Here is a 19,053-nt window from a genome sequence, read left to right as displayed (position 1 = left end):
GGGGCAGTGGTGCATCTGGAATCCGTGCACGCGTACCCTCACCCCCCAGTGACAAGGCAGTCATACTTCCCGACTCGCGCGGCGCGCTCGCCGGAACGGTTCGCATGGGACATAGCGATAACGATGGTTTTTGTGAAGTGCCGCTCGGCGCGCGAAGCGCCGCCGGAACGGATGACTGCCTTGTCACGAGCGCGGAGTGTGCGAGGGCACGGATTCCAGATGCACCACTGCCCCCTCCAAGCCAGGGGACCCGCTTCAAAGCTGGCGGTGCGAGCCGCTTTCTTTGCTTACTTTCTTTGCGGCGGCAAAGAAAGTAAGTGCCGCCCCGCACAGGGGCAACACTAATAGACCGCCAACAAAACAAGGAAAGGCCAAAACAACAAAACCACACCCCAGAGCGTCGCGGAGACAAAAAAGAGAACCTCATATCATTCCCCGACGAGAAAAACCCGCGTAACAGGCCGCGCCAACCCCTTAGCCCCGATACGAACCTCAAGCCCGGTCACAGACCGCGGCAACGGCGCATTCCCCAACTGCGGCACCTTAAGATTATTGTCGTTCTCGGTAATCGCACTCTGCACGTCCTTCATCTGCGTGGTCCAGCCAACTTTGGGCACATAAACCCGCGCGGAAATCGCTCCCACACCGCCCATCAACGGCACCGTTGCCCACCCCTCACCCTCCTCACCACGCAACGCCCGCCGCAACTCGCCGACATTGCCCAACGGCGGCGACGCATAGCGAATCACGCGTCCCTCGGATACCCGATACCGAACCACCTGCAAGCGCGGCGCCGTCGCCGGCAAGTTCATTTGCCGCACGATCTGCAACACGCTGCCGGACACCGTAATGGCCGCCTGACCGGATTCGTCGTCCGACGCGGCCTGGCGCGCGTCGATCCGTATCTGGTCGAATAACTGCGCGAACACGCGCTCCTCTTCCATCGCGCTCGTGATGGTCTGCCGCCCGCGAATGATCTGGTCGAGCCCGCGCCACGACAGCACCGCGATCACCGCCAGAATCGCAATCGCGACCAGCAGCTCGATCAGCGTGAAGCCACGCGCGCCCGACGGGCGGCGGCGCCTAGAGCGAACGGTTGGTTTCATTCGCCACCACCGTGACCATCTGCGCCAAGTTGCCGGAACGCCCTGGCATCGTCACCATCACTTCCACCCGACGAAATACCGGATTCGGCGTCGCCGTCACCTGCTGCGTACAAATCAGTTGCAAGTTGCCCTGCGAACAGTCGAAGCTCGTCGAGCCGACGTTCGGCCAGGCATGCGTCAGGCGCAATTGCGCCAACGCGTTGTCCGCGCTCCAGCCCGCCAGCAAACGCCGGTGCAGATCGGCTTCGCCGGTCGCGAGACTGCCGACCGCGCGCAACGACGCGCCCAACGCCACCGCGATGATCGCAAGCGCCACCAGCACTTCGATCATCGTAAAACCGCGCTGCGACGCGCGCGCGCTCATGCTCCCGCAACGCCACATCTCAATGCACCTCATAGCGGCCATTGCCGGTGCCGACGATCGTCGCGCTCCCCGCCGCCGAAAACAGCGTAATCCGCACCGGCACGTCGATCGCTTCAGTGCCGAACACGATGCGGCCCGGCTGCGCATCCGAGCCGGGATAGTTGATCGCCACGCCGGTCACGCCGCCTTCCCAGTGGCGCGGTCCGAGCAGGTCGTCGCGCAGCGGGCGCCAGCCGTCCTCGGTACGCACGTCGAAACGAAAGCCGCTCTCGGACGGTTGCCAGGCGATCGGCCGCGCGCGCACCTGCGCTTCGTCGCCGGCCGATTCGAACAGCAGCGCGAGACGTTGCGCTTCCTCGTTCAGATCCGTGCGCGGATTGCGCGTCATCGTCAACGCGGTCAGCGATACCAGCAAACCCGCGATCACCAGCACCACCATCATTTCCAGCAGCGTGAAACCGGCTGCGCGCTTCCGGCCGCTCGCATGCGGACGGGGCAGGTCACGCCCGCGCGCGCCGACCCACGCCATGCGCGGCAACGAAGCCGTACACGGAGTGTCCACATGGGACTTGCAAGCGGACATACGCATAGTGCCGGCCACGAACGATCAACCTAAAAGTCAAAAACGGTACATCGACAGGACGCGCGAGCCGACCGTAAAGAAGGACGACTCTGCGCACCTGACAAAATCAGCGGCTTCTCCGCAGCTTATTGCCACGAGCCGACGTCGGAATCGTTGCCTTCGCCGCCGGCCTTGCCGTCGGCGCCATAACTAAACACGTCGATCTCGCCGTGCACGCCCGGATTCAGGTACTGATAGCTGTTGCCCCACGGATCATTCGGCAGACGCTCGAGATAGCCGCCGTCCTTCCAGTTGTTCGGCACCGGGTCCGTGCCCGGTTTTTCGATCAGCGAGCGCAGACCTTGCTCCTGGGTCGGGTAACGGCCGTTGTCGAGACGGTACAGCTTGAGCGCCTGCATCACCGTGCCGATGTCCTGCTTGGCGGCGACGCGCCGCGCTTCGTCCGGGCGGCTCATGATCTTCGGCACGATCAACGCGGCGAGAATGCCCAGAATCGCGATCACGACCATGATTTCGATCAGCGTGAAACCGCGTTGACGGCGGCTGCGCGAACCCGCGATTTCAGCGCGGCGAGTGGTCGACAGTTGCATAACTTGCTACCTCTTTTCAGATGAATTTTCGATCGGACGGAATTCGCGCTTCAGCGGGCGCGTCAGTAATCAGGGTGCCATCGAACAGGCCCGGCCGGTCATTTTAATGTCATGGTGTGGAAGGGTTTCAACCCAACGCAATTTTCACAATAGTCCGTACAATGATGCGCATGAACGCCATCCAAATCCGCCTTCTGTCGCTCGCGCTGTTCGCCGTGTTCTGCGCGACATTGACCTACTGGGTCATCACGCTCGCCACGACGTCCGGTGCGCCGTTGCCCGCGGCCGCCGCGCATCCTCAGGTGTCGACCGAACAGGCCGCCACGCTGTTCGGCGGGCAACTCACGCGCACCGCCAACCAGGACGTGCATCTGTTCGGCATCCTCGCTTTGCGCGAAGGCGCCGCGGCCATCGTCAGCGTCGGCGGTGAACCGCCGCGCGCCGTCTCGCTCGGCAGCGCGCTGATGCAAGGCGCCAAGCTCTCCGAAGTGCGCGCCCGTTCGATCATCATCGACCGCAACGGCGCGCATTCCGAAGTGTTCCTGCCGGCCAATGCGGCAGGTCCTACGATTTACGTGCGCTGAGGCGTCGAGCGTCCTGACCGGCTTCACCGGATTGCGCGGCCACCGCGCGATCCGACCAGACTTCCGCGCTACTGCACCAGGTTGTTCAACTCGATGATCGGCAGCATCACCGCCAGCACGATCACCAGCACCACGCCCCCCATCGCCAGAATCAGCAACGGCTCCAGCAGGCTCGTGAGGAACATCGTGCGGCGCTCCAGTTCGCGGGCTTCGCCGTCGGCGGCACGGTCGAGCATGGTGGTGACGTCGCCGGTCGCTTCGCCCGAGCGGATCAGGTGAACCAGCACCGGCGGAAACGTCTTCGTATTGCCGAGCGCGCGCGATAGCGACGTGCCTTCGCGCACGCGCACGATCGCGTCGTCGATGTTGCCGCGCATCGCGTTGTTGCTGAGCGTTTCGGCCGCCGCTTGCAGCGCGCGCAGAATCGGCACACCCGCCGCCGTCAGAATGCCCAGCGTGCTGGCGAAACGTACCGTGTTATAGCCACGCACGAGTTTGCCGAGCAGCGGCGCCGTCAGAAGCCAGCGGTCGAACGCGAGGCGCGGGCCCGGCTGCTTCAGGATCGAGCGCACCAGATACACCAGCACGGCCACCCCGATCATCAGCGCCCACCACCAGTGCCGCACGAAGCCCGACAGCGCCATCATCATGACGGTGAGGAAGGGCAGTTGCTGCTTGGTGCTGGCGAACACGTTCACCACTTGCGGCACCACGTAGCTCAGCAGAAACGTGACGATGCCGAAGGCAATCAGCGTGACGATCGCCGGATACGTGAAGGCGAGCACGATCTTCTGCTTGAGCGCGTTGCGTTGCTCGATGTAGTCGGCGAGGCGCGAAAGCACGAGACCCAGCTTGCCGGTGTGCTCGCCGGCCGCCACCAGCGCGCGATAAATCTCGGGGAAGTCTTTCGGATGCTGCGTCAGCGCATTGGCCAGCGAATGGCCGCCGAGCACTTCCGCGCGAATCGACGCCATCAGCTCGCGAATGTAGTCGCGCTCCGATTGCTCGGTAAGCACCGCAAGGGCTTCGTCGAGCGGCAAGCCGGCGATCAGCAGGCTCGCGAGTTGCCGCGTGAGAATCGCCTGCTCGCGCTGCGACAGGCGCCGCCCGAGCGACAAGCGTTGATTGCGCTCGCCGCGCGTGCGCGTCGCCGCGGGTTCGACGACGAGCGGCGTAAGTCCTTGCGAGCGCAGATTGGTCCGCGCGCCGCGCGCGCTGTCCGCGTCGAGCACGCCTTTTTGCGCCTTGCCCGCCGCGTCGATCGCCTCGAAACGAAATGCCGGCATGCGCTTATGCTCCGCCCGTCACGCGGATGACTTCCTCGAGCGACGTGAGCCCGGAGGCGAGCCAGCGGTCCGCATCCTCACGCAGTGTGCGCATGCCTTGCGCACGGCCGGCGGTGAGAATCTCGGCGTCGGACGCATTGCGGTGGACCAGCGTGCGGATCTCGTCGTCGATCAGCAGCAGTTCGTACACGCCGCGGCGGCCCGTGTAGCCGGACTGGCCGCACTTGTCGCAACCCACCGGATGCCAATGCACGCGGCCGTCTTCCTCGACGCGCTCCTCGCGGCACACCGGGCACAGGCGGCGCACGAGCCGCTGCGCCAGCACGCCGAGCAGCGACGACGCCAGCAGATAGGGCTCCACGCCCATGTCGGTCAAACGCGTTACCGCCGATGCCGCGTCGTTCGTGTGCAGCGTTGCCAGAACGAGGTGGCCGGTCAGCGACGCCTGCACCGCGATCTGCGCGGTTTCGAGGTCGCGGATTTCACCGATCATGATGATGTCCGGGTCCTGCCGCAGAATCGAGCGCAGCGCCCGCGCGAACGTCATGCCGATCCGCTCGTTGACCTGCGTCTGGCCGATGCCCGACAGGTCGTATTCGATCGGGTCTTCCACCGTCATAATGTTGGTGGTCGCGGTTTCGAGCCGCGACATCGACGCGTACAGCGTGGTCGTCTTGCCCGAACCGGTCGGGCCGGTCACGAGCACGATGCCGTGCGGCTTGCCGATCAGCTTGTCGAACTTGACGAGCGTATCCGGCCCCATGCCGAGCGCTTCGAGGTTCAGACGCGACGCGTCTTTTTCCAGCAGACGCAGCACCGCGCGCTCGCCGTGCCCGGTGGGCAGCGTCGACACGCGCACGTCGACCGGACGGCCGCCCACGCGCAGCGTGATACGGCCGTCTTGCGGCAGACGCTTTTCCGCGATGTCGAGCTGCGCCATGATCTTGATCCGCGAAATCAGTGCGCCGTGCAGCGCTTTCTTCGGCCGCACGACGTCGCGCAGCGTGCCGTCGACCCGAAAACGCACCACGGAAGAAGTCTCGAACGGCTCGATGTGAATATCCGACGCCTGCTCGCGCGCGGCTTGCGTGAGCAGCGCGTTGATCATGCGGATGATCGGCGCATCGTCTTCCGACTCGAGCAGATCCTCGACCTCGGGAATGTCCTGCATCAGGCGCGACAGATCGACTTCGCCTTCCACTTCGCCGACCACTTGCGCGGCGCTGCCGTCGTGGCGCGCATACGCCTGGTTGATCGCCTGCGCGAGCTCGTCGGCGGGCAAACGCGTGACCGACAACGCGCCGAAGTTGCGCGCGACTTCCGCGAGCGCGGCGTCGTTGGTGCGCTCGCTGATCCAGACTTCGAGACTGTCGGCATGCTGATGCGCGACCAGGATCTGGCCGCTGCGGGCAAAGCCGTAAGGGACGAGGCGTGCGGCAATCCCCGAGGGCGCCGCGCGCTCGGCTTGCTCGGTCATCGCCGGGGGCGCAACCGTCGCAGCGCGCGCCGATGCAGGCGACTTTGCGGATGACGGCGGCGTGGACGGCGTGCTCACGGCTGAACTCCTGGCGATGCGGTGGACGGCGCGACCGTCACGGGGTTGGACTGCACCGCGCCGCCGTTTGTCAGGGGGGCGACGCCTGGCTGCGTCGACGAGCGCGGCTGCGGCTGCGACTGAGGCTGCGGCTGCGGCGCTAGCTGCTGACGACGCATCTGGTCGAGATCGAACAGGTTCATCGCGGGCGAGCCGCCCTGGCTGGGACCGGTCGGCATGGGCGGAACCACCGGGTCGTCCTTGTCCTTCATCACGTTATTGTCCGACTTGTATGCGCCTTGCACGCCTTGAATATAGTCGTAACGGTTCGAGGTCACAGCCTGCGCGGTATCGCGGTCGTTGATGATCACCGGGCGCAGGAACACCATCAAATTCGTCTTCTGGCGGGTCTTCTGTTCCGAGCGGAATAATTGGCCGATCCACGGAATATCGCCCAGCAGCGGCACCTTGCTGTTGCTGACCTGGTAGTTGTCCTGCATCAGGCCGCCCAGCACGATGATCTCGCCGTTATCGGCGAGCACCGTCGATTGGATCGAACGCTTGGTGAACTGCGGGCCGGCGGGGTTGGTCACCGCGTTGGTCGTGCCGTTCACGATCGCCGAGTCTTCCGTGTAGAGCTGCAGCTTGAGAATCCCGCCATCGGTGATCTGCGGCTTGATGTGCAGCGTCAGACCGACGTCGACGCGGTCGAAGGTATTGAACGCCGAGGTCGCGGTGGCGCTCGTCAGGTTCGAATACGAGCCCGTCTGGATCGGCACGTTCGTACCGACGACGATCTTGGCTTCCTCGTTGTCCAGCGTGATCAGGTTAGGCGTGGACAGCACGTTCGCGTCGGCGGTTTGCGACAGCGCCTGCAGCAGCGCGCCGAGACCCTGCACGCCGAAAATGTTGTGAATCCAGCCGACGTTGAGGCCCTGCTGTAGCCCCTGGGTTGCGAGCGCCGAGGCGAGACCGCCGGTCGCGGCCGTGGCGGCGCCCGCCGTCAGATTGACGATGCTGTTGCCGGAGCCGGTGGCGAGATTGGTGCCGGCGAATACGGAATTGTTCGCGACTTGCCACTGAATGCCGAGATTGCCGCTCGTGTTCGAGTTGAGTTCGACGATCAGCGCCTCGATGTAGACCTGGGCGCGGCGTGCGTCGAGCTGCTCGATCACCGCCCGCAGGTTGCGATACACCGGCTCGGACGCCGTGATGATCAGCGAGTTCGTTGCTGAATCCGCCTGGATCATGCCGCCTGGCTGATTGTCGTCGCTCTTTTCCTTATCGCTGCCGAACAGGCCGCCGGAGGCCGAACCGCCGCCCGCGCCGTATGCGCCGCCGCCGCCACCACCACCGCCGCCGCCCATTGACGACGACATCGAGCTGCTGCCGAGCCCGCCGCCGGGCAGCGGAGGCGTGCCCGAGGTGCCGGTCGAGTTGCCGCCCAGGCCACCCCCGCCCCCGCCCCCGCCCTGGTTGAAGGCGTTCGCTTCGTTCGAGCCGCTCGACGAGCCGGTGTCGCCGCCCTTGCCGAGCATCCCGCGCAAGGTCTTCGCAAGCTTCGTCGCCTCCGCGTTGCGCAGCGGCACGACGTGCATGTTGCCGGGCATGGTGGTCGGCGAATCGAGCTGTTTGGCGAGCGCTTTCGCCGCGGCGAGACGCGCACCGTTCGACGCGCGGATCAGCAGCGAGTTGGTGCGCGGATCAGCGGTGATGGATACCTTCAGCGTCGCGTCGGTACTGCCGATCGCGCCCGGGTCGAGCATCTTGTTCAATTGCGTGGCGATGTCGAGCGCGTTCGCGTTCTTCAACTGGACGACCGACACCGACTGGCCCGCGGCCGTATCCACGCCTGCGATGATCTGCGCGATGCGGCGTACGTTGTCGGCGTAATCGGTGACGACGATCGTATTGTTGGCCGGATAAGCGGCCACGGTGTTGTTCGGCGAGATCAGCGGACGCAGCACCGGCAGCAGGTTGTTGGCCGATTCGTTCTTCAGCACGAACACCTGCGTGACCACCTGGTCGCCGCGCGCGCTGGGCGTATTGCCGACATAGGTCGGCACACCCTGCAGCTTGGCGTCGGCCTCGGGCACGACTTTCAACACGCCGTGGTCCTGCACCAGTGCGAAGCCCTGCATGCGCAAAGCCGACTGGAGAGTCTTCAGCGCCTGATCCTCAGGTACCGCATTTTCCGACACGAGGTTCAGTTGACCCTTCACGCGAGGGTCGACGATGATCGTTTTGCCCGTTGCCGCGCCGATCGCCTTCGCCACCTGGTCGATGTCCGCGTTCACGAAATTGAGTGTCACCTGCGCCTGTGCTGTCTGCGCGGTGATCAGTCCAACCACCAGCAGCGCCGTTGCGATGCGACGCAAAGCCATACGATTTCTTTTCATGGAATAGGGTATTGATGTCGGCAGCCGTAGCTGCCGACGGTCACGCTGTGCGGACATAGGAGCAGGCCGCCGCCCTGTCGGTCTGCCAGCCAGCTTCAAAGGCGATCACCGCCCCGGATGCCGGCCATCCGATGTCCGAAAAAAAAGAACAGTAACAGTTTTTCATGTCGGATTTGTCACAACAAAACACCGCGGTGCCATTCCTCGCAGGACCACCGCCGGTAATCAACCTATTGAATGTCAACAGTTTGCGCTGAGGCGAGCAGCAAAAGCACGTCTTTTTCGCCGTCTTATGTCGGTTAGCTAACTTGACGCCCCAAGACCTGCCGGTATGATACGAGCCGTTCGAGTCGCCGGTTGCATCTTGCCGATGCGGGGTTTCCCCGATGCGCGGCAACCCCGGCCCGTAAGCCTCGGCGGCTTTCAGTGACTGAAGTATGGCCGATGAATCGCCCTCGCAAACTTTATTCTTGCCTTTTTGTTTAGTGATCTTGACTGATGAGACGCACCCTGGTCACCGTCGCCGCAGGATTTGCCGTGCTAGCCGCAGCAGGGCAGGCACGCGCCGATTGCTTCGACGAGGCGGCCAAATATCAGAAGGTCAATCCGCTGATCCTTCGTGCGATTGCCTGGCAGGAGTCGCACAACCGGCCGGACGCGCGGCATAAGAACGCTAACGGTTCGACCGACTACGGCGTCATGCAGATCAATTCGATTCACCTGCCCACGCTGGCTCAGTACGGCATCTCGCAAGGCACGCTGATGGAGCCTTGCAAGAACGTTTATATCGCGGCATGGCATCTGCGCCGTCAGATGAACAAATACGGCAACACCTGGCAGGCAATCGGCGCATACCACTCCGAGACGCCGGCGCTACGCGACAAGTATGCGCAGCAGATCGCCGCGATCCTGCGCAAGTGGAATCTGATGCCGGCTGCGCGCTGAGCGGTGTTTCCGCTGGCGCGCTGACCCGCGCCGCGCTCATTGATTTTTCCTCGCGCAAGTGCTCGGCCTCGGGCTCCCGAGCGTGGTCCGCGCCGACTTTCCGATCCGCTCCGTCACGCGGGTGCTGCCCGTTTGATGCACAATGCGGCTTCGTGCCGCCGTCGAGGCCCGTCTGTCATTGCAGTCACGCGGCCTCAAGCCCGGCACGCCTTCCAATCCTCTTGTTTGTTCCGTACCGCGATGAACCAGCCGCTATTGCCCGTCACCGTGCTCTCCGGTTTTCTGGGCGCCGGCAAGACCACGCTCCTGAATCACATCCTCGCGAACCGGGCCGGTTTGCGCGTGGCCGTGATCGTCAACGACCTCGCCGCGGTCAATATCGACGCCACCCTCGTGCGCGACGCCGCCGCCTTGTCGCACGTCGAGGAGCAACTCGTCGAACTGTCGAACGGCTGCATCTGCTGCACGCTGCGCGACGATCTGCTGGTCGAGATCAAGCGTCTCGCGGCGGAAAAACGCTTCGACGCGATCCTGATCGAGTCGACCGGCGTGGCCGAGCCGATGCCGATCGCCGAAACCTTCACGTTCGTCGACGATGACGGCGCGTCGCTCTCCGACGTCGCCCGGCTCGATACGATGGTGACGGTGGTCGACGCGTTCAACTTCCTGCGCGACTATGGTTCGGCCGACGCGCTCGCCGAGCGCGGCATCGCCGCGACCGACGAGGACGATCGCACGCTGGTCGAGTTGCTGGTCGAGCAGATCGAATTCTGCGACGTGCTGGTGGTGAACAAGGCCGACCTGGTCAGCGCCGACGAACTCACCCGCCTGCAACGCATTCTTGCCCGCATCAACCCGCGCGCGGTGCAAGTGGTGAGCCGGTTCGGCGAAGTGCCGCTTGCCGAGGTGCTGAACACCGGCCGTTTCGATTTCGACGAAGCGTCGAGCGCGCCGGGCTGGCTCGCGTCGCTCGACCATGAGCATGACCACGAGCACGGCCATGCTCACCACGGTGAAGCCGACGAATTCGGCATCGGCAATTTCATTTACCGGGCACGCCGGCCGTTTCACCCGGAGCGGCTGTGGGCGCTGCTGCATCAGGAGTGGAAGGGCGTGTTGCGCAGCAAGGGCTTCTTCTGGCTCGCCACGCGCAACGACATCGCCGGTTCGCTGTCGCAGGCGGGCGGCGCTTGCCGGCATGGTCCGGCGGGCATGTGGTGGGCGGCTCAGGACCGCGGCGAATGGCCGGACGGCGACGACGAACTGGCCGCCGAAATCGCTGCGGACTGGTACGGCGACCCGGACGATCTGACGATCGGCGATCGTCGCCAGGAACTGGTGATGATCGGTGTGGACATCGATCCGGCCGTGTGGACCGCGAAGTTCGACGCCTGCCTGCTGACCGACGACGAATATGCGCTGGGGCCGCAAGGTTGGCAGCAGTTCACCGATCCGTTCCCGGCGTGGGACTTCGACGAAGACGATCACGACCATCACGACCACGACCACGACGGGCATGGCCACGGCGAAATCGTGCATCGTCATGACTAGGCGCTGCTGACGCGCCGTCGCCGCTGATTAGCCGTGCGAGGCGCCGCGGCCAATCCATTCCGCGCAAAGCTTGCGGACGAAAAAAAACCCGCCGTTGGCGGGTGTCAACTGCCAGGCAGTAATCTGCTTAGCGCTTGTTGACTGCGTCCTTGAACGCCTTGCCAGCCGTGAACTTGACGGTCTTGGCTGCCGGGATCTTGATGGTCTCGCCGGTCTTGGGATTACGACCCGTACGTGCTGCGCGCTTGCCCGAACCAAAGCTGCCGAAGCCGATCAACTGGACCGCGTCGCCCTTCGACACGGACTTCTTGATCACTTCAAGCAACGTGTCCAGCGTCTCACCGGTTTGAGCCTTGCTGGCGCCCGTCTGTCCTGCGACGGCGTCGATCAGTTCCTGTTTGTTCATTAAGGTTCCTTTCTGAGTTTAGGTTGATACGAACAGCGCGAACGCGCCGATTATACGTGCGCGGGCCGCGCCGTCGAGCAGCTGCGGCTCCGGATCCCGTCCGGACCAATAGCGCCGGACAGGTAACCGTCCGTCGGCCGTGCTGCCGCTCCCTTCGCGGCGCTTGCTATGATAGCGCAGCGCAAACCCAATCAGGATAAGGGTTTCGAAGATTTCAGCGGTTCCAGGGCCATGACAGCAAGGAAACCGCTCTTTTTGCTGTTCGAGGGCGCCAACCGAGGGCTGAAACCCAGCACGGACGGGGCTTGACGTTGGTTTTTGCCAACGTTCGGCGCGTCTTTTTCGCCGTCCGGCGAGCTGCCCGCGCTGGCGGTAACGTTTGATCCGCTCTTTCGAGCGTCATTTTTCGCCGCGCATGACCGATCCGCTGATCCCCGCCGTCCTCGCGTTTCGCGACAACGGCACGCCTTTTTCCCCGCTTTACGACGATATCTATCACAGCGCCGTCGGCGGTCTCGAACAGGCTCACCACGTTTTTCTGCGCGGCAACTCGCTGCCTGAGCGGTGGCGCGACCGGCGCGTTTTCACCGTGCTCGAGACAGGCTTCGGCATGGGCATCAACTTTCTGACGACCTGGGCCACGTGGCGCGCCGATCCGTCGCGCTGCGAGCGGCTGCACTTCGTGTCGACCGAAAAGCATCCGTTTACGCTCGCCGACTTGCGCAGCGTGTATGCGGCCACCGTTTCCGATCCGTCGATCGCGGCGCTGGCCGACACGCTTGCGAGCGCATGGCCGATGCTCGTGCCCGGCACGCATCGGCTCGAATTCGAGGGCGGCCAGGTCGTCCTCACGCTCGTGTTCGGCGACGCGCTACAGACGCTGCCAGCCTTGAGGCTGCGCGCCGACGCGTTTTACCTCGACGGCTTTGCGCCAGCCAGGAATCCCGAGCTCTGGACCCCCGCGATCTTCAAGGCGCTCACGCGCGTGGCGGGCGAGGGCGCCACTTTCGCCACCTACAGCAGCGCCGGCGAAGTCAAGCGCGCGCTGACGCAATGCGGCTTTGTGTACCAAAAAATCGACGGCTTCGGCTGGAAACGAGCGATGCTGGCCGGCCACTTCGCGCCGCGCTGGCGCGTGCGCCGCCATGAGCCGCCCGCGCCGCTCGCAGTCGACGAACGGCATGCGGTCGTGATCGGCGCGGGGCTCGCCGGTTGCGCGGTCATCGAACGGCTCGCGGCGCGCGGCTGGCGCGTTACCTCGCTGGAACGGCATGCATTGGTCGCGCAAGATGCGTCGGGTAATCCGGCCGGTGTTTTCCATCCGATGATCTCGCGCGACGACAGCGTCGCCTCGCGCGTGACGCGTGCCGGCTTTCTGTACACGCTTGGGCGCTGGGCCGCGCTCGAACGGTTGGGTCACCAGCCGTTGCGCGGCGGCCGGGGCTTGTTGCAAATCGCCACGAACGACGAAGAAGCCCGCTCGATCAGCGAGGCGATCGCCGCGTTCGGTAATCCGTCCGAGTACGTGACGCCGGTCGGCTCGAGCGAAGCGCACAGGCTCGCCGGCGTGCCCCTCGCGCGCGGCGGCTGGTTCTTTCCGCACGGCGGCTGGATCGACCCCGCGTCGCTGTGCGCCGCGCAATGCGCCGCGGCGGGCGGCTTGCTGGACCGGCGCTTCGGCGTCGACGTCGCGCGCATCGAGCGCTCCGGCGATCAATGGACGGTGTTCGACACAGCGGGCCAAGCCGTCGCCCGCGCGCCGGTAGTGGTGGTGGCGAGCGCCCACGATGCCGCGCGCATCGCCGGTTTGCGGTATGCGCCGACGCGCAGCATTCGCGGCCAGTTGACCTTGTTGCCGGCCGGCGCCGTGCCGCGACTCCAGGTGCCGGTGATCGGGGAAGGCTACGCGGTACCGCTCGCAAACGGCGTCACGCTGACCGGCGCCACCTACGAACTCGACGATCCGCATACGCTGCTGCGCGCGGGCGGTCATCTGGAAAACCTCGAGCGTGTGGCGCTCATGCTGCCGTCCTTCGCGGGCGTCGCCGGCGAGGCCAGAAACGCTCAGTCGGCCGAGTTCGCCGGACGCGTCGCGTTCCGCTGCGTCACCAGCGACCGCATGCCGATGATCGGCAATCTCGCCGACGAAGCGCAGGCTGCGCTCGACGCGCACCAACTGCGTGGCGCATGGCCGCTCGACCTGCCGCGTAGCCAGGGTTTGTACGGCGCGTTCGCCTATGGGTCGCGCGGGCTCGTGTGGGCCGCGCTCGGCGCGGAACTGATCGCTTCGCAGATCGAAGGCGAGCCGTGGCCGCTCGAACGCGATCTGGCCGAGGACATCGATCCCGCCCGCTTCCTTTTGCGGGCATTGCGTCAAGGGGTCGTAGGTTAACCGCGCGCGGGACTTATCCACCGCGGGATGTGGATAAGCAGGTGGTTTACCGGCGCAACTCGTGTGGAACCGTTGTGGACGTAAACGGGGTAACTTGGCCGCCGTCGAAAATCGCCAAAAGTTACCCTTGAGTCCCGGCTGTTCCCGCACATGCTGTGCATCCGGTTATGCCGTCGGCAAGCTGCTGATTTGCTTCGGTAAAAATGGGTTATCCACAGAAACCGAGGCAGCTTGTTAACTGTTACTACGTATACATACAGTAAACCTGTAAACAGAAAGGCCTAGGGCAGCGGAAGGCATTCGGCTGGGCAAGGCCTTCAAAATTTCGCGGCACGGCCCCTGCTGTGTGAATGCGCCGAAGCTAGGTCCCACGATGGTTTGTTATCCGCTATCGCGATCGAATCACGGCCATAAAACGGTCGCTTTTTCCTGGCATCATGAAGATAAGGTGCGTTTTTACCGTTTTGACGGCGCGTTCGTGTCTTTTCGGTCAAGGCAGAAAAAGCTATGGCACAATCGCCGTTCTTTTCCGCGTCGTGCCTCGCCTCGAACGGCACACGCAACCACGGAACGGTGCCGGTCAATCAGAATCTGATTCAAGTCGACGGCTTCCTTTCACCGTGCCGTGCCGGTTGCTGCGGCCGCACCCCCGAACGCGCCGAGCTCCCTGCGGCCGCGGCGCGTTCCGATCATCCGATCGTTGAAAACTCGCAACGCTGGTCACGCGAAGCGATCGCGATAGTGAGCGCCTCGCGCGCCACTCGCTCGCCGGTGTTTGCGCCGGTTCGTGTCGTCCGCCGTTGCTGCAAAGGAGAACCCATCACGATGAAGTCGGCGTTTTCATTTTTTCCGGCCTGGCCTCTCGCACCCGACGCCATTTTTTGGGCTGGCCTGGCTTTGCTCGCCGCGGGTCTCTGCGGTGAACTTTGCTATCGCGCGTGGCGTTTGCCGCGCATTTCCGGGTATGCGGTCATTGGTTTGATAGCCGGTGCGGCGGGTTCGGGCGTGATCGACTCGGATTCCGCGAGCGCCGCGCGGCCATTGCTCGATGTCGCGCTCGGTTTGCTGCTGTTCGAACTCGGCAGCCGGCTCGATCTGCGCTGGATCCGTCGCAATCCCTGGCTGATCCTGTCGAGCGTCGCCGAAGCCACGCTTACTTTTGCACTGGTTTTGCCGGTCTTGCTGTTCCTCAACGTGCCGCTCATGGTGGCGACCGTGCTCGCGGCGATCGCCATGGCGACTTCGCCCGCGATGGTGATTCAGCTCAAGACCGAATTGCGCGCGGAAGGCCAGGTCACCCAGCGTCTGTTGACGCTCACCGCGCTCAACAGCATGTATGCGGTGGTGATCGAAAAGCTCGTGTCGAGCTGGCTGCATCAGGAGGTCTATGGCAACGTTTTCGCCACGATTCTTCAGCCGCTGTATCTGCTGGTCGGCTCGCTCGTGCTCGCCTATCTGCTCGCGCGCACCTGCACGTTCTTTTATCGGCGGCTGAGCATGCAGGACGAACATTCGTTCGTCGCGCTGTTCGGTCTCGTGCTGCTGGCGATCGCGCTCGCGCATCTGTTCAAGCTGTCGACGATTCTCGCGCTGCTGGCCGCCGGCATCATCGTCAAGAATCACGAAGCGCGCCCGCAGTTGTGGCCGCAGCATTTCGGCACGGCCGGCTGGCTCCTGACCGTGATTCTGTTCGTGCTGACGCTCACGTCGTTCGAATGGAAACACATCGCGCTCGGCGGTGTCGCGGCGCTGGGTCTGATTGTTGCGCGCCTCGTCGCGAAACTGGTCGGCGTCCTCGCGTTCGCCAGGCCGAGCGGCTTGAACTGGAAGCAGGGCATGGCGCTCGGTTTGTCCTTGTCGCCGATGTCGGCGCTGGCTTATCTGCTAGTCGACGACACCTACAACCTTTATCCGAATTTCGATCCGCAGCTGCGGGCCATCGTGATGTGTTCGATTTTCGTGCTGCAGATTCTCGGGCCGTGGCTCGTGTATCGCAGCCTCGCGCTCGTGGCCGAACGGCGCGAAGAGTAGGCGTATCTAAAGGCACGTCAGCGCGCGGTGCGCTGTTCGGGCCCGACGCGCCTGATCCAACTTATTCGATTCAAAATCGGCCGGGCATCTGACACATACCGGGCCGATCCGACCCAGGGGACGCCATGTCACTCGAACCCTTCATCGATTCGAAACCGTTCACATTCGGCGTCGAACTCGAGATGCAAATCGTCAATACGCACGACTACGATCTGACCCGAGCCGGCTCCGATCTGATGCGGCTCATCAAGGACGAAAAGATTCCGGGCAACATCACGCCGGAAATCACCGAAAGCATGATCGAGTTGTCGACCGGCATTTGCACGACGCATGAACAGGCCGTCGCCGATTTGCGCAAGATTCGCGACACGCTGGTTTCCGCGGCGGACCGCCTGAACGTGGGGTTGTGCGGCGGCGGCACGCACGCTTTCCAGCAATGGAGCGAACGGCAAATCGTCGACACGCCGCGCTTCCAGTACCTTTCCGAGTTGTATGGCTATCTTGCCAAGCAATTCACGGTGTTCGGCCAGCATGTGCACATTGGCTGCCCGGATCCGAATAGCGCGCTCTACCTGCTGCATTCGATGTCGCGCTTCATTCCGCATTTCATCGCGCTGTCCGCCTCGTCGCCGTTCGTGCAGGGCGTGGATACCGGTTTTCATTCGGCGCGCCTGAACTCCGTGTTCGCGTTTCCGCTGTCGGGCCGTGCGCCGTTCGTGCTGACGTGGGACAGCTTCGAGGAATATTTCTCGAAGATGGTGCACACGGGTGTCGTCAACAGCATGAAGGATTTCTACTGGGACATCCGGCCGAAGCCGGGCTTCGGCACGATCGAAGTCCGCGTGATGGACACGCCGTTCTCGGTGGATCGCGCCGCGGCGATTGCCTGCTACATCCAGACGCTGGCGCGCCATCTGTTGCTCGACAAACCGATCACGCCGCGCGAGGACGATTACCTCGTCTACACGTTCAACCGTTTCGAGGCATGCCGTTTCGGGCTTGCCGGCACCTGCATCAATCCGCAAACCGGTGAACGCAAGACGATCTCCGAAGACATTCTCGAAACGCTCGATCTGATCGCACCGCACGCCGAAGCATTGGGTTCGGGCAAGGCGCTCGCCGAAATCGGCGCGATCGCTCGCAATCAGGTGAACGATGCGACGTGGTTGCGCGGCGTCGTCGATCGGGAAAAGTCCTTGCATGAAGCCGTTCGGCAGCAGTGTCTGCAATGGCGCGCTTAGCTCGACCCGCGTTGCGGGGAATTCGTAAGGAAACCCGCCTCGAGCGGGTTTTTTTTCTGTAATTTATTTTCCAGCTCGGCGCGCTTAAGGGTTTTTAGAAATCCCGTATACAAAAGTAGTAATAGTTAACAAGCATCGCATCCGCCTGTGGACAACTGACCAATGTCGTTCAAAGTCAAGACACTACGTAAACCATAACCGGGCTGATCGAAGGTGGGCCGATGCCGCGACGCGAGGACAACTCAGAGTCGGGCGGCGCGGTCAGCCGGCTTATCAAGAATCGGTGCACAGGTCGTCCCCGTGTTTTCCCGCGGTTATCCACAGATCGCGTTGGATAAGTTAGCTGTACGATTCGCCGCTCTCGCATAGAATGTCGTTTTCGCCGCCTTGGCCAGTCAGGCGGTAAATTTTTGAGATAGTCGAAACGGTCTCGCCCGCGACTGGGACGAGGCTACCCCACAAAGGCTACGGGCACGGTCGGCAGAAGGGGCGCCGATCCTGCACGAGGGCTGTAAATAAACCAATCGAAGATTATGAGCGAAGGCGTATACGGAGAACAGGCGACCGGGCGGGTGACCCACAGCCTATTGCGATTGAGCACGGCGATGCGAAGCCAGGCTTGGGAATGGGCCGAAGGCGCGGGTCTCACGCCGACTCAGGGCGAGATCCTGGTCTTGTTGATGCAGCGCAAGGGTCCGATGCGCCTGGGCGAGATCGCGCGTGAAACGGCGCTGACCGCCGCGACCACCAGCGATGCGGTGAGCACGCTCGAAGGCAAGGGTCTGGTCGAAAAGCGCCGCGCGCTCGACGACGGCCGCGCACTCGCGGTTCGCCTGACGGCGCGTGGCCGCACGGCCGCCAAGCGCGCCGCGCAATGGCCGGACTTTTTGGCCAAGGCGGTGGGCACGCTGCGCGACGACGAGCAGACCATGTTCTATCGCACGCTGCTGAAAACCGTTCATCAACTGGAAGCGCAAGGCACCATTCCGCCGCACCGCATGTGCCTGAGCTGCGCGCACTTCGAGCCGAGCAAGAATCCGAAGAAGACGCCGCATTACTGCGCGCTGCTCGACCTGAAGCTGTCGGATACGGATGTGCGCCTCGATTGCTCGGTGCATGAAACCGCCGACGCCGCCACCCAAAAGAAGACGTGGAAGATCTACGCCCAATAAGGCGGCTTCTTTCACGACAATCCGCTACACTGCCAAGCCGGCTACGGCGGTCGGCGCACATGCCGACCGCCAGCCGTTCGAGCGCCGCATAGCGGCAAGTCCTTAGTCAATCTGAAGGTGGGCAGCCGATGAATCGCGAAGTTCTGGCCATTCGGCACGTGTACTTCGAGGATCTGGGCAGTCTCGAGCTGGTGCTCGGCGAGCGCGGTCGCCCGGTCCGCTATCTCGACGTCGGCTTCGCACGTATCGAGGCGCCCGACCCGGTTGCCGCGTCGTTGATGGTGGTGCTGGGCGGTCCGATCAGCGCAACCGACGACGCACTTTACCCGACACTCGGGCCACTGCTGTCCAAGATCGAAAAACGCATCGTGGCCGGTTTGCCGACGCTCGGCATCTGCCTCGGCGCTCAATTGATCGCGCGCGCGCTCGGCGCGCGCGTCTATTCCGCAGGCCATACGGAACTCGGCTGGACGCCGCTTACCCTCACCGAGGCGGGCCGCGCTTCGCCGGTGCGTCATCTGGATGGGGCGCACACGTCCATGTTGCATTGGCACGGCGACACCTTCGATTTACCCGACGGCGCCACGCGGCTTGCTTCGACGCCGGCCTGCGAGAACCAGGCGTTCGCCTTTGGCGATCACGTTCTGGGTCTGCAATGTCACCCGGAGATTCGTGCCGACCGCTTCGAGCCCTGGCTGATCGGCAATGCCGGCGAGATTGCCGGTCACGGTATCGATGCCCGTCAGTTGCGCGCCGAGACCGCGCGTCTTGGTCCGGCGCTGGAAGCCGCCGCGCGCCGCATGTTCGGCGAATGGCTCGATCAGGTCGAGGCGACACCCTGACCAGGGCTTGACTGCAGTAAATCACTC

General features: G+C 63.7%; 16 protein-coding genes. 8 read left to right on the top strand and 8 right to left on the bottom strand.

The genetic code is table 11. The features are described 5' to 3' along the window. Positions 1–428 precede the first annotated feature (428 nt). From BUE39_RS06810 to gspG, 4 genes are all read right to left on the bottom strand, one after another. Positions 429–1,106 carry a PulJ/GspJ family protein gene (locus tag BUE39_RS06810; RefSeq protein ID WP_073427880.1) on the bottom strand — a complete coding sequence of 226 codons (678 nt, stop codon included), beginning with the start codon at positions 1,104–1,106 and terminating at the stop codon, positions 429–431. Beyond that, on the bottom strand, positions 1,084–1,488 hold the full coding sequence (gene gspI, locus BUE39_RS06805; protein ID WP_073427879.1) for a type II secretion system minor pseudopilin GspI: 405 nt from the start codon (positions 1,486–1,488) through the stop codon (positions 1,084–1,086). The genes BUE39_RS06810 and gspI overlap by 23 nt, the downstream gene beginning before the upstream one ends. Before the next feature lies 1 nt (position 1,489). Further along, positions 1,490–1,999 carry a GspH/FimT family pseudopilin gene (locus BUE39_RS06800; RefSeq protein ID WP_235004822.1) on the bottom strand — a complete coding sequence of 170 codons (510 nt, stop codon included), beginning with the start codon at positions 1,997–1,999 and terminating at the stop codon, positions 1,490–1,492. Positions 2,000–2,178: 179 nt separating this feature from the next. Further along, positions 2,179–2,643 carry a type II secretion system major pseudopilin GspG gene (gene gspG, locus BUE39_RS06795; protein WP_073427877.1) on the bottom strand — a complete coding sequence of 155 codons (465 nt, stop codon included), beginning with the start codon at positions 2,641–2,643 and terminating at the stop codon, positions 2,179–2,181. A gap of 170 nt (positions 2,644–2,813) precedes the next feature. Between gspG and BUE39_RS06790 the strand changes: the two genes are divergently transcribed. Continuing rightward, positions 2,814–3,227, top strand: a complete 414-nt coding sequence (locus tag BUE39_RS06790) for a type II secretion system protein N (RefSeq protein ID WP_073427934.1) — start codon at positions 2,814–2,816, stop codon at positions 3,225–3,227. Positions 3,228–3,295: 68 nt separating this feature from the next. Here the strand turns inward: BUE39_RS06790 and gspF are convergent, their stop codons facing one another. From gspF to gspD, 3 genes are read right to left on the bottom strand one after another with little or no spacing between them, the layout of a single operon-like run. Next, positions 3,296–4,513, bottom strand: a complete 1,218-nt coding sequence (gene gspF, locus BUE39_RS06785; protein WP_073427876.1) for a type II secretion system inner membrane protein GspF — start codon at positions 4,511–4,513, stop codon at positions 3,296–3,298. A 4-nt stretch (positions 4,514–4,517) separates the two neighbouring features. Continuing rightward, positions 4,518–6,068 carry a type II secretion system ATPase GspE gene (gene gspE / locus BUE39_RS06780; protein WP_073427875.1) on the bottom strand — a complete coding sequence of 517 codons (1,551 nt, stop codon included), beginning with the start codon at positions 6,066–6,068 and terminating at the stop codon, positions 4,518–4,520. After that, a complete protein-coding gene (gene gspD, locus BUE39_RS06775) occupies positions 6,065–8,431 on the bottom strand; it encodes a type II secretion system secretin GspD (protein ID WP_073427874.1) in 2,367 nt (788 codons plus the stop codon). The genes gspE and gspD overlap by 4 nt, the downstream gene beginning before the upstream one ends. Before the next feature lie 513 nt (positions 8,432–8,944). Here gspD and BUE39_RS06770 point away from each other — a divergent pair. Further along, complete coding sequence (locus tag BUE39_RS06770; RefSeq protein WP_073427873.1) at positions 8,945–9,391, top strand: lytic transglycosylase domain-containing protein; 447 nt, start codon at positions 8,945–8,947, stop codon at positions 9,389–9,391. Positions 9,392–9,631: 240 nt separating this feature from the next. Beyond that, positions 9,632–10,942: a GTP-binding protein gene (locus tag BUE39_RS06765; RefSeq protein WP_073427872.1), complete on the top strand. Its 1,311-nt coding sequence runs from the start codon at positions 9,632–9,634 to the stop codon at positions 10,940–10,942. 127 nt (positions 10,943–11,069) lie between these two features. On the opposite strand, the gene BUE39_RS06760 is transcribed toward BUE39_RS06765, so the two are convergent. Further along, the gene (locus BUE39_RS06760) at positions 11,070–11,348 is read right to left on the bottom strand and encodes an HU family DNA-binding protein (RefSeq protein WP_006050811.1); all 279 of its coding nucleotides are present in this window, start codon (positions 11,346–11,348) and stop codon (positions 11,070–11,072) included. 415 nt (positions 11,349–11,763) lie between these two features. Between BUE39_RS06760 and mnmC the strand changes: the two genes are divergently transcribed. The 5 genes from mnmC to BUE39_RS06735 all read left to right on the top strand — a co-directional run bounded on the left by mnmC (position 11,764) and on the right by BUE39_RS06735 (position 19,026). Further along, a complete protein-coding gene (gene mnmC / locus BUE39_RS06755) occupies positions 11,764–13,740 on the top strand; it encodes a bifunctional tRNA (5-methylaminomethyl-2-thiouridine)(34)-methyltransferase MnmD/FAD-dependent 5-carboxymethylaminomethyl-2-thiouridine(34) oxidoreductase MnmC (RefSeq protein WP_073427933.1) in 1,977 nt (658 codons plus the stop codon). Positions 13,741–14,565: 825 nt separating this feature from the next. Further along, complete coding sequence (locus BUE39_RS06750) at positions 14,566–15,771, top strand: cation:proton antiporter (RefSeq protein WP_073427932.1); 1,206 nt, start codon at positions 14,566–14,568, stop codon at positions 15,769–15,771. Positions 15,772–15,896: 125 nt separating this feature from the next. Continuing rightward, positions 15,897–17,012, top strand: a complete 1,116-nt coding sequence (locus BUE39_RS06745; protein ID WP_073427871.1) for a YbdK family carboxylate-amine ligase — start codon at positions 15,897–15,899, stop codon at positions 17,010–17,012. A gap of 533 nt (positions 17,013–17,545) precedes the next feature. Beyond that, entirely contained in the window at positions 17,546–18,184 is a 639-nt protein-coding gene (locus BUE39_RS06740; protein ID WP_073427870.1) for a MarR family winged helix-turn-helix transcriptional regulator, read from the top strand. Between the two features lie 128 nt (positions 18,185–18,312). After that, the gene (locus BUE39_RS06735) at positions 18,313–19,026 is read left to right on the top strand and encodes a glutamine amidotransferase (protein WP_073427869.1); all 714 of its coding nucleotides are present in this window, start codon (positions 18,313–18,315) and stop codon (positions 19,024–19,026) included. Positions 19,027–19,053: the final 27 nt, after the last annotated feature.

Origin of the sequence: Paraburkholderia terricola (assembly GCF_900142195.1) — a bacterium.
Lineage (GTDB): Bacteria > Pseudomonadota > Gammaproteobacteria > Burkholderiales > Burkholderiaceae > Paraburkholderia > Paraburkholderia terricola.
Note: the sequence above shows the minus strand (reverse complement) of the source record. Positions and strands in the feature narration are given on the sequence as shown.

Excerpts from the sequence above, each read along its gene's own strand:
- BUE39_RS06810 (WP_073427880.1), bottom strand. The coding sequence starts at position 1,106 with ATGAAACCAACCGTTCGCTCTAGGCGCCGCCGCCCGTCGGGCGCGCGT.
- gspI (WP_073427879.1), bottom strand. The coding sequence starts at position 1,488 with ATGTGGCGTTGCGGGAGCATGAGCGCGCGCGCGTCGCAGCGCGGTTTT.
- BUE39_RS06800 (WP_235004822.1), bottom strand. The coding sequence starts at position 1,999 with ATGGCGTGGGTCGGCGCGCGCGGGCGTGACCTGCCCCGTCCGCATGCG.
- gspG (WP_073427877.1), bottom strand. The coding sequence starts at position 2,643 with ATGCAACTGTCGACCACTCGCCGCGCTGAAATCGCGGGTTCGCGCAGC.
- BUE39_RS06790 (WP_073427934.1), top strand. The coding sequence starts at position 2,814 with ATGAACGCCATCCAAATCCGCCTTCTGTCGCTCGCGCTGTTCGCCGTG.
- gspF (WP_073427876.1), bottom strand. The coding sequence starts at position 4,513 with ATGCCGGCATTTCGTTTCGAGGCGATCGACGCGGCGGGCAAGGCGCAA.
- gspD (WP_073427874.1), bottom strand. The coding sequence starts at position 8,431 with ATGGCTTTGCGTCGCATCGCAACGGCGCTGCTGGTGGTTGGACTGATC.
- BUE39_RS06770 (WP_073427873.1), top strand. The coding sequence starts at position 8,945 with ATGAGACGCACCCTGGTCACCGTCGCCGCAGGATTTGCCGTGCTAGCC.
- BUE39_RS06765 (WP_073427872.1), top strand. The coding sequence starts at position 9,632 with ATGAACCAGCCGCTATTGCCCGTCACCGTGCTCTCCGGTTTTCTGGGC.
- BUE39_RS06760 (WP_006050811.1), bottom strand. The coding sequence starts at position 11,348 with ATGAACAAACAGGAACTGATCGACGCCGTCGCAGGACAGACGGGCGCC.
- mnmC (WP_073427933.1), top strand. The coding sequence starts at position 11,764 with ATGACCGATCCGCTGATCCCCGCCGTCCTCGCGTTTCGCGACAACGGC.
- BUE39_RS06750 (WP_073427932.1), top strand. The coding sequence starts at position 14,566 with ATGAAGTCGGCGTTTTCATTTTTTCCGGCCTGGCCTCTCGCACCCGAC.
- BUE39_RS06745 (WP_073427871.1), top strand. The coding sequence starts at position 15,897 with ATGTCACTCGAACCCTTCATCGATTCGAAACCGTTCACATTCGGCGTC.
- BUE39_RS06740 (WP_073427870.1), top strand. The coding sequence starts at position 17,546 with ATGAGCGAAGGCGTATACGGAGAACAGGCGACCGGGCGGGTGACCCAC.
- BUE39_RS06735 (WP_073427869.1), top strand. The coding sequence starts at position 18,313 with ATGAATCGCGAAGTTCTGGCCATTCGGCACGTGTACTTCGAGGATCTG.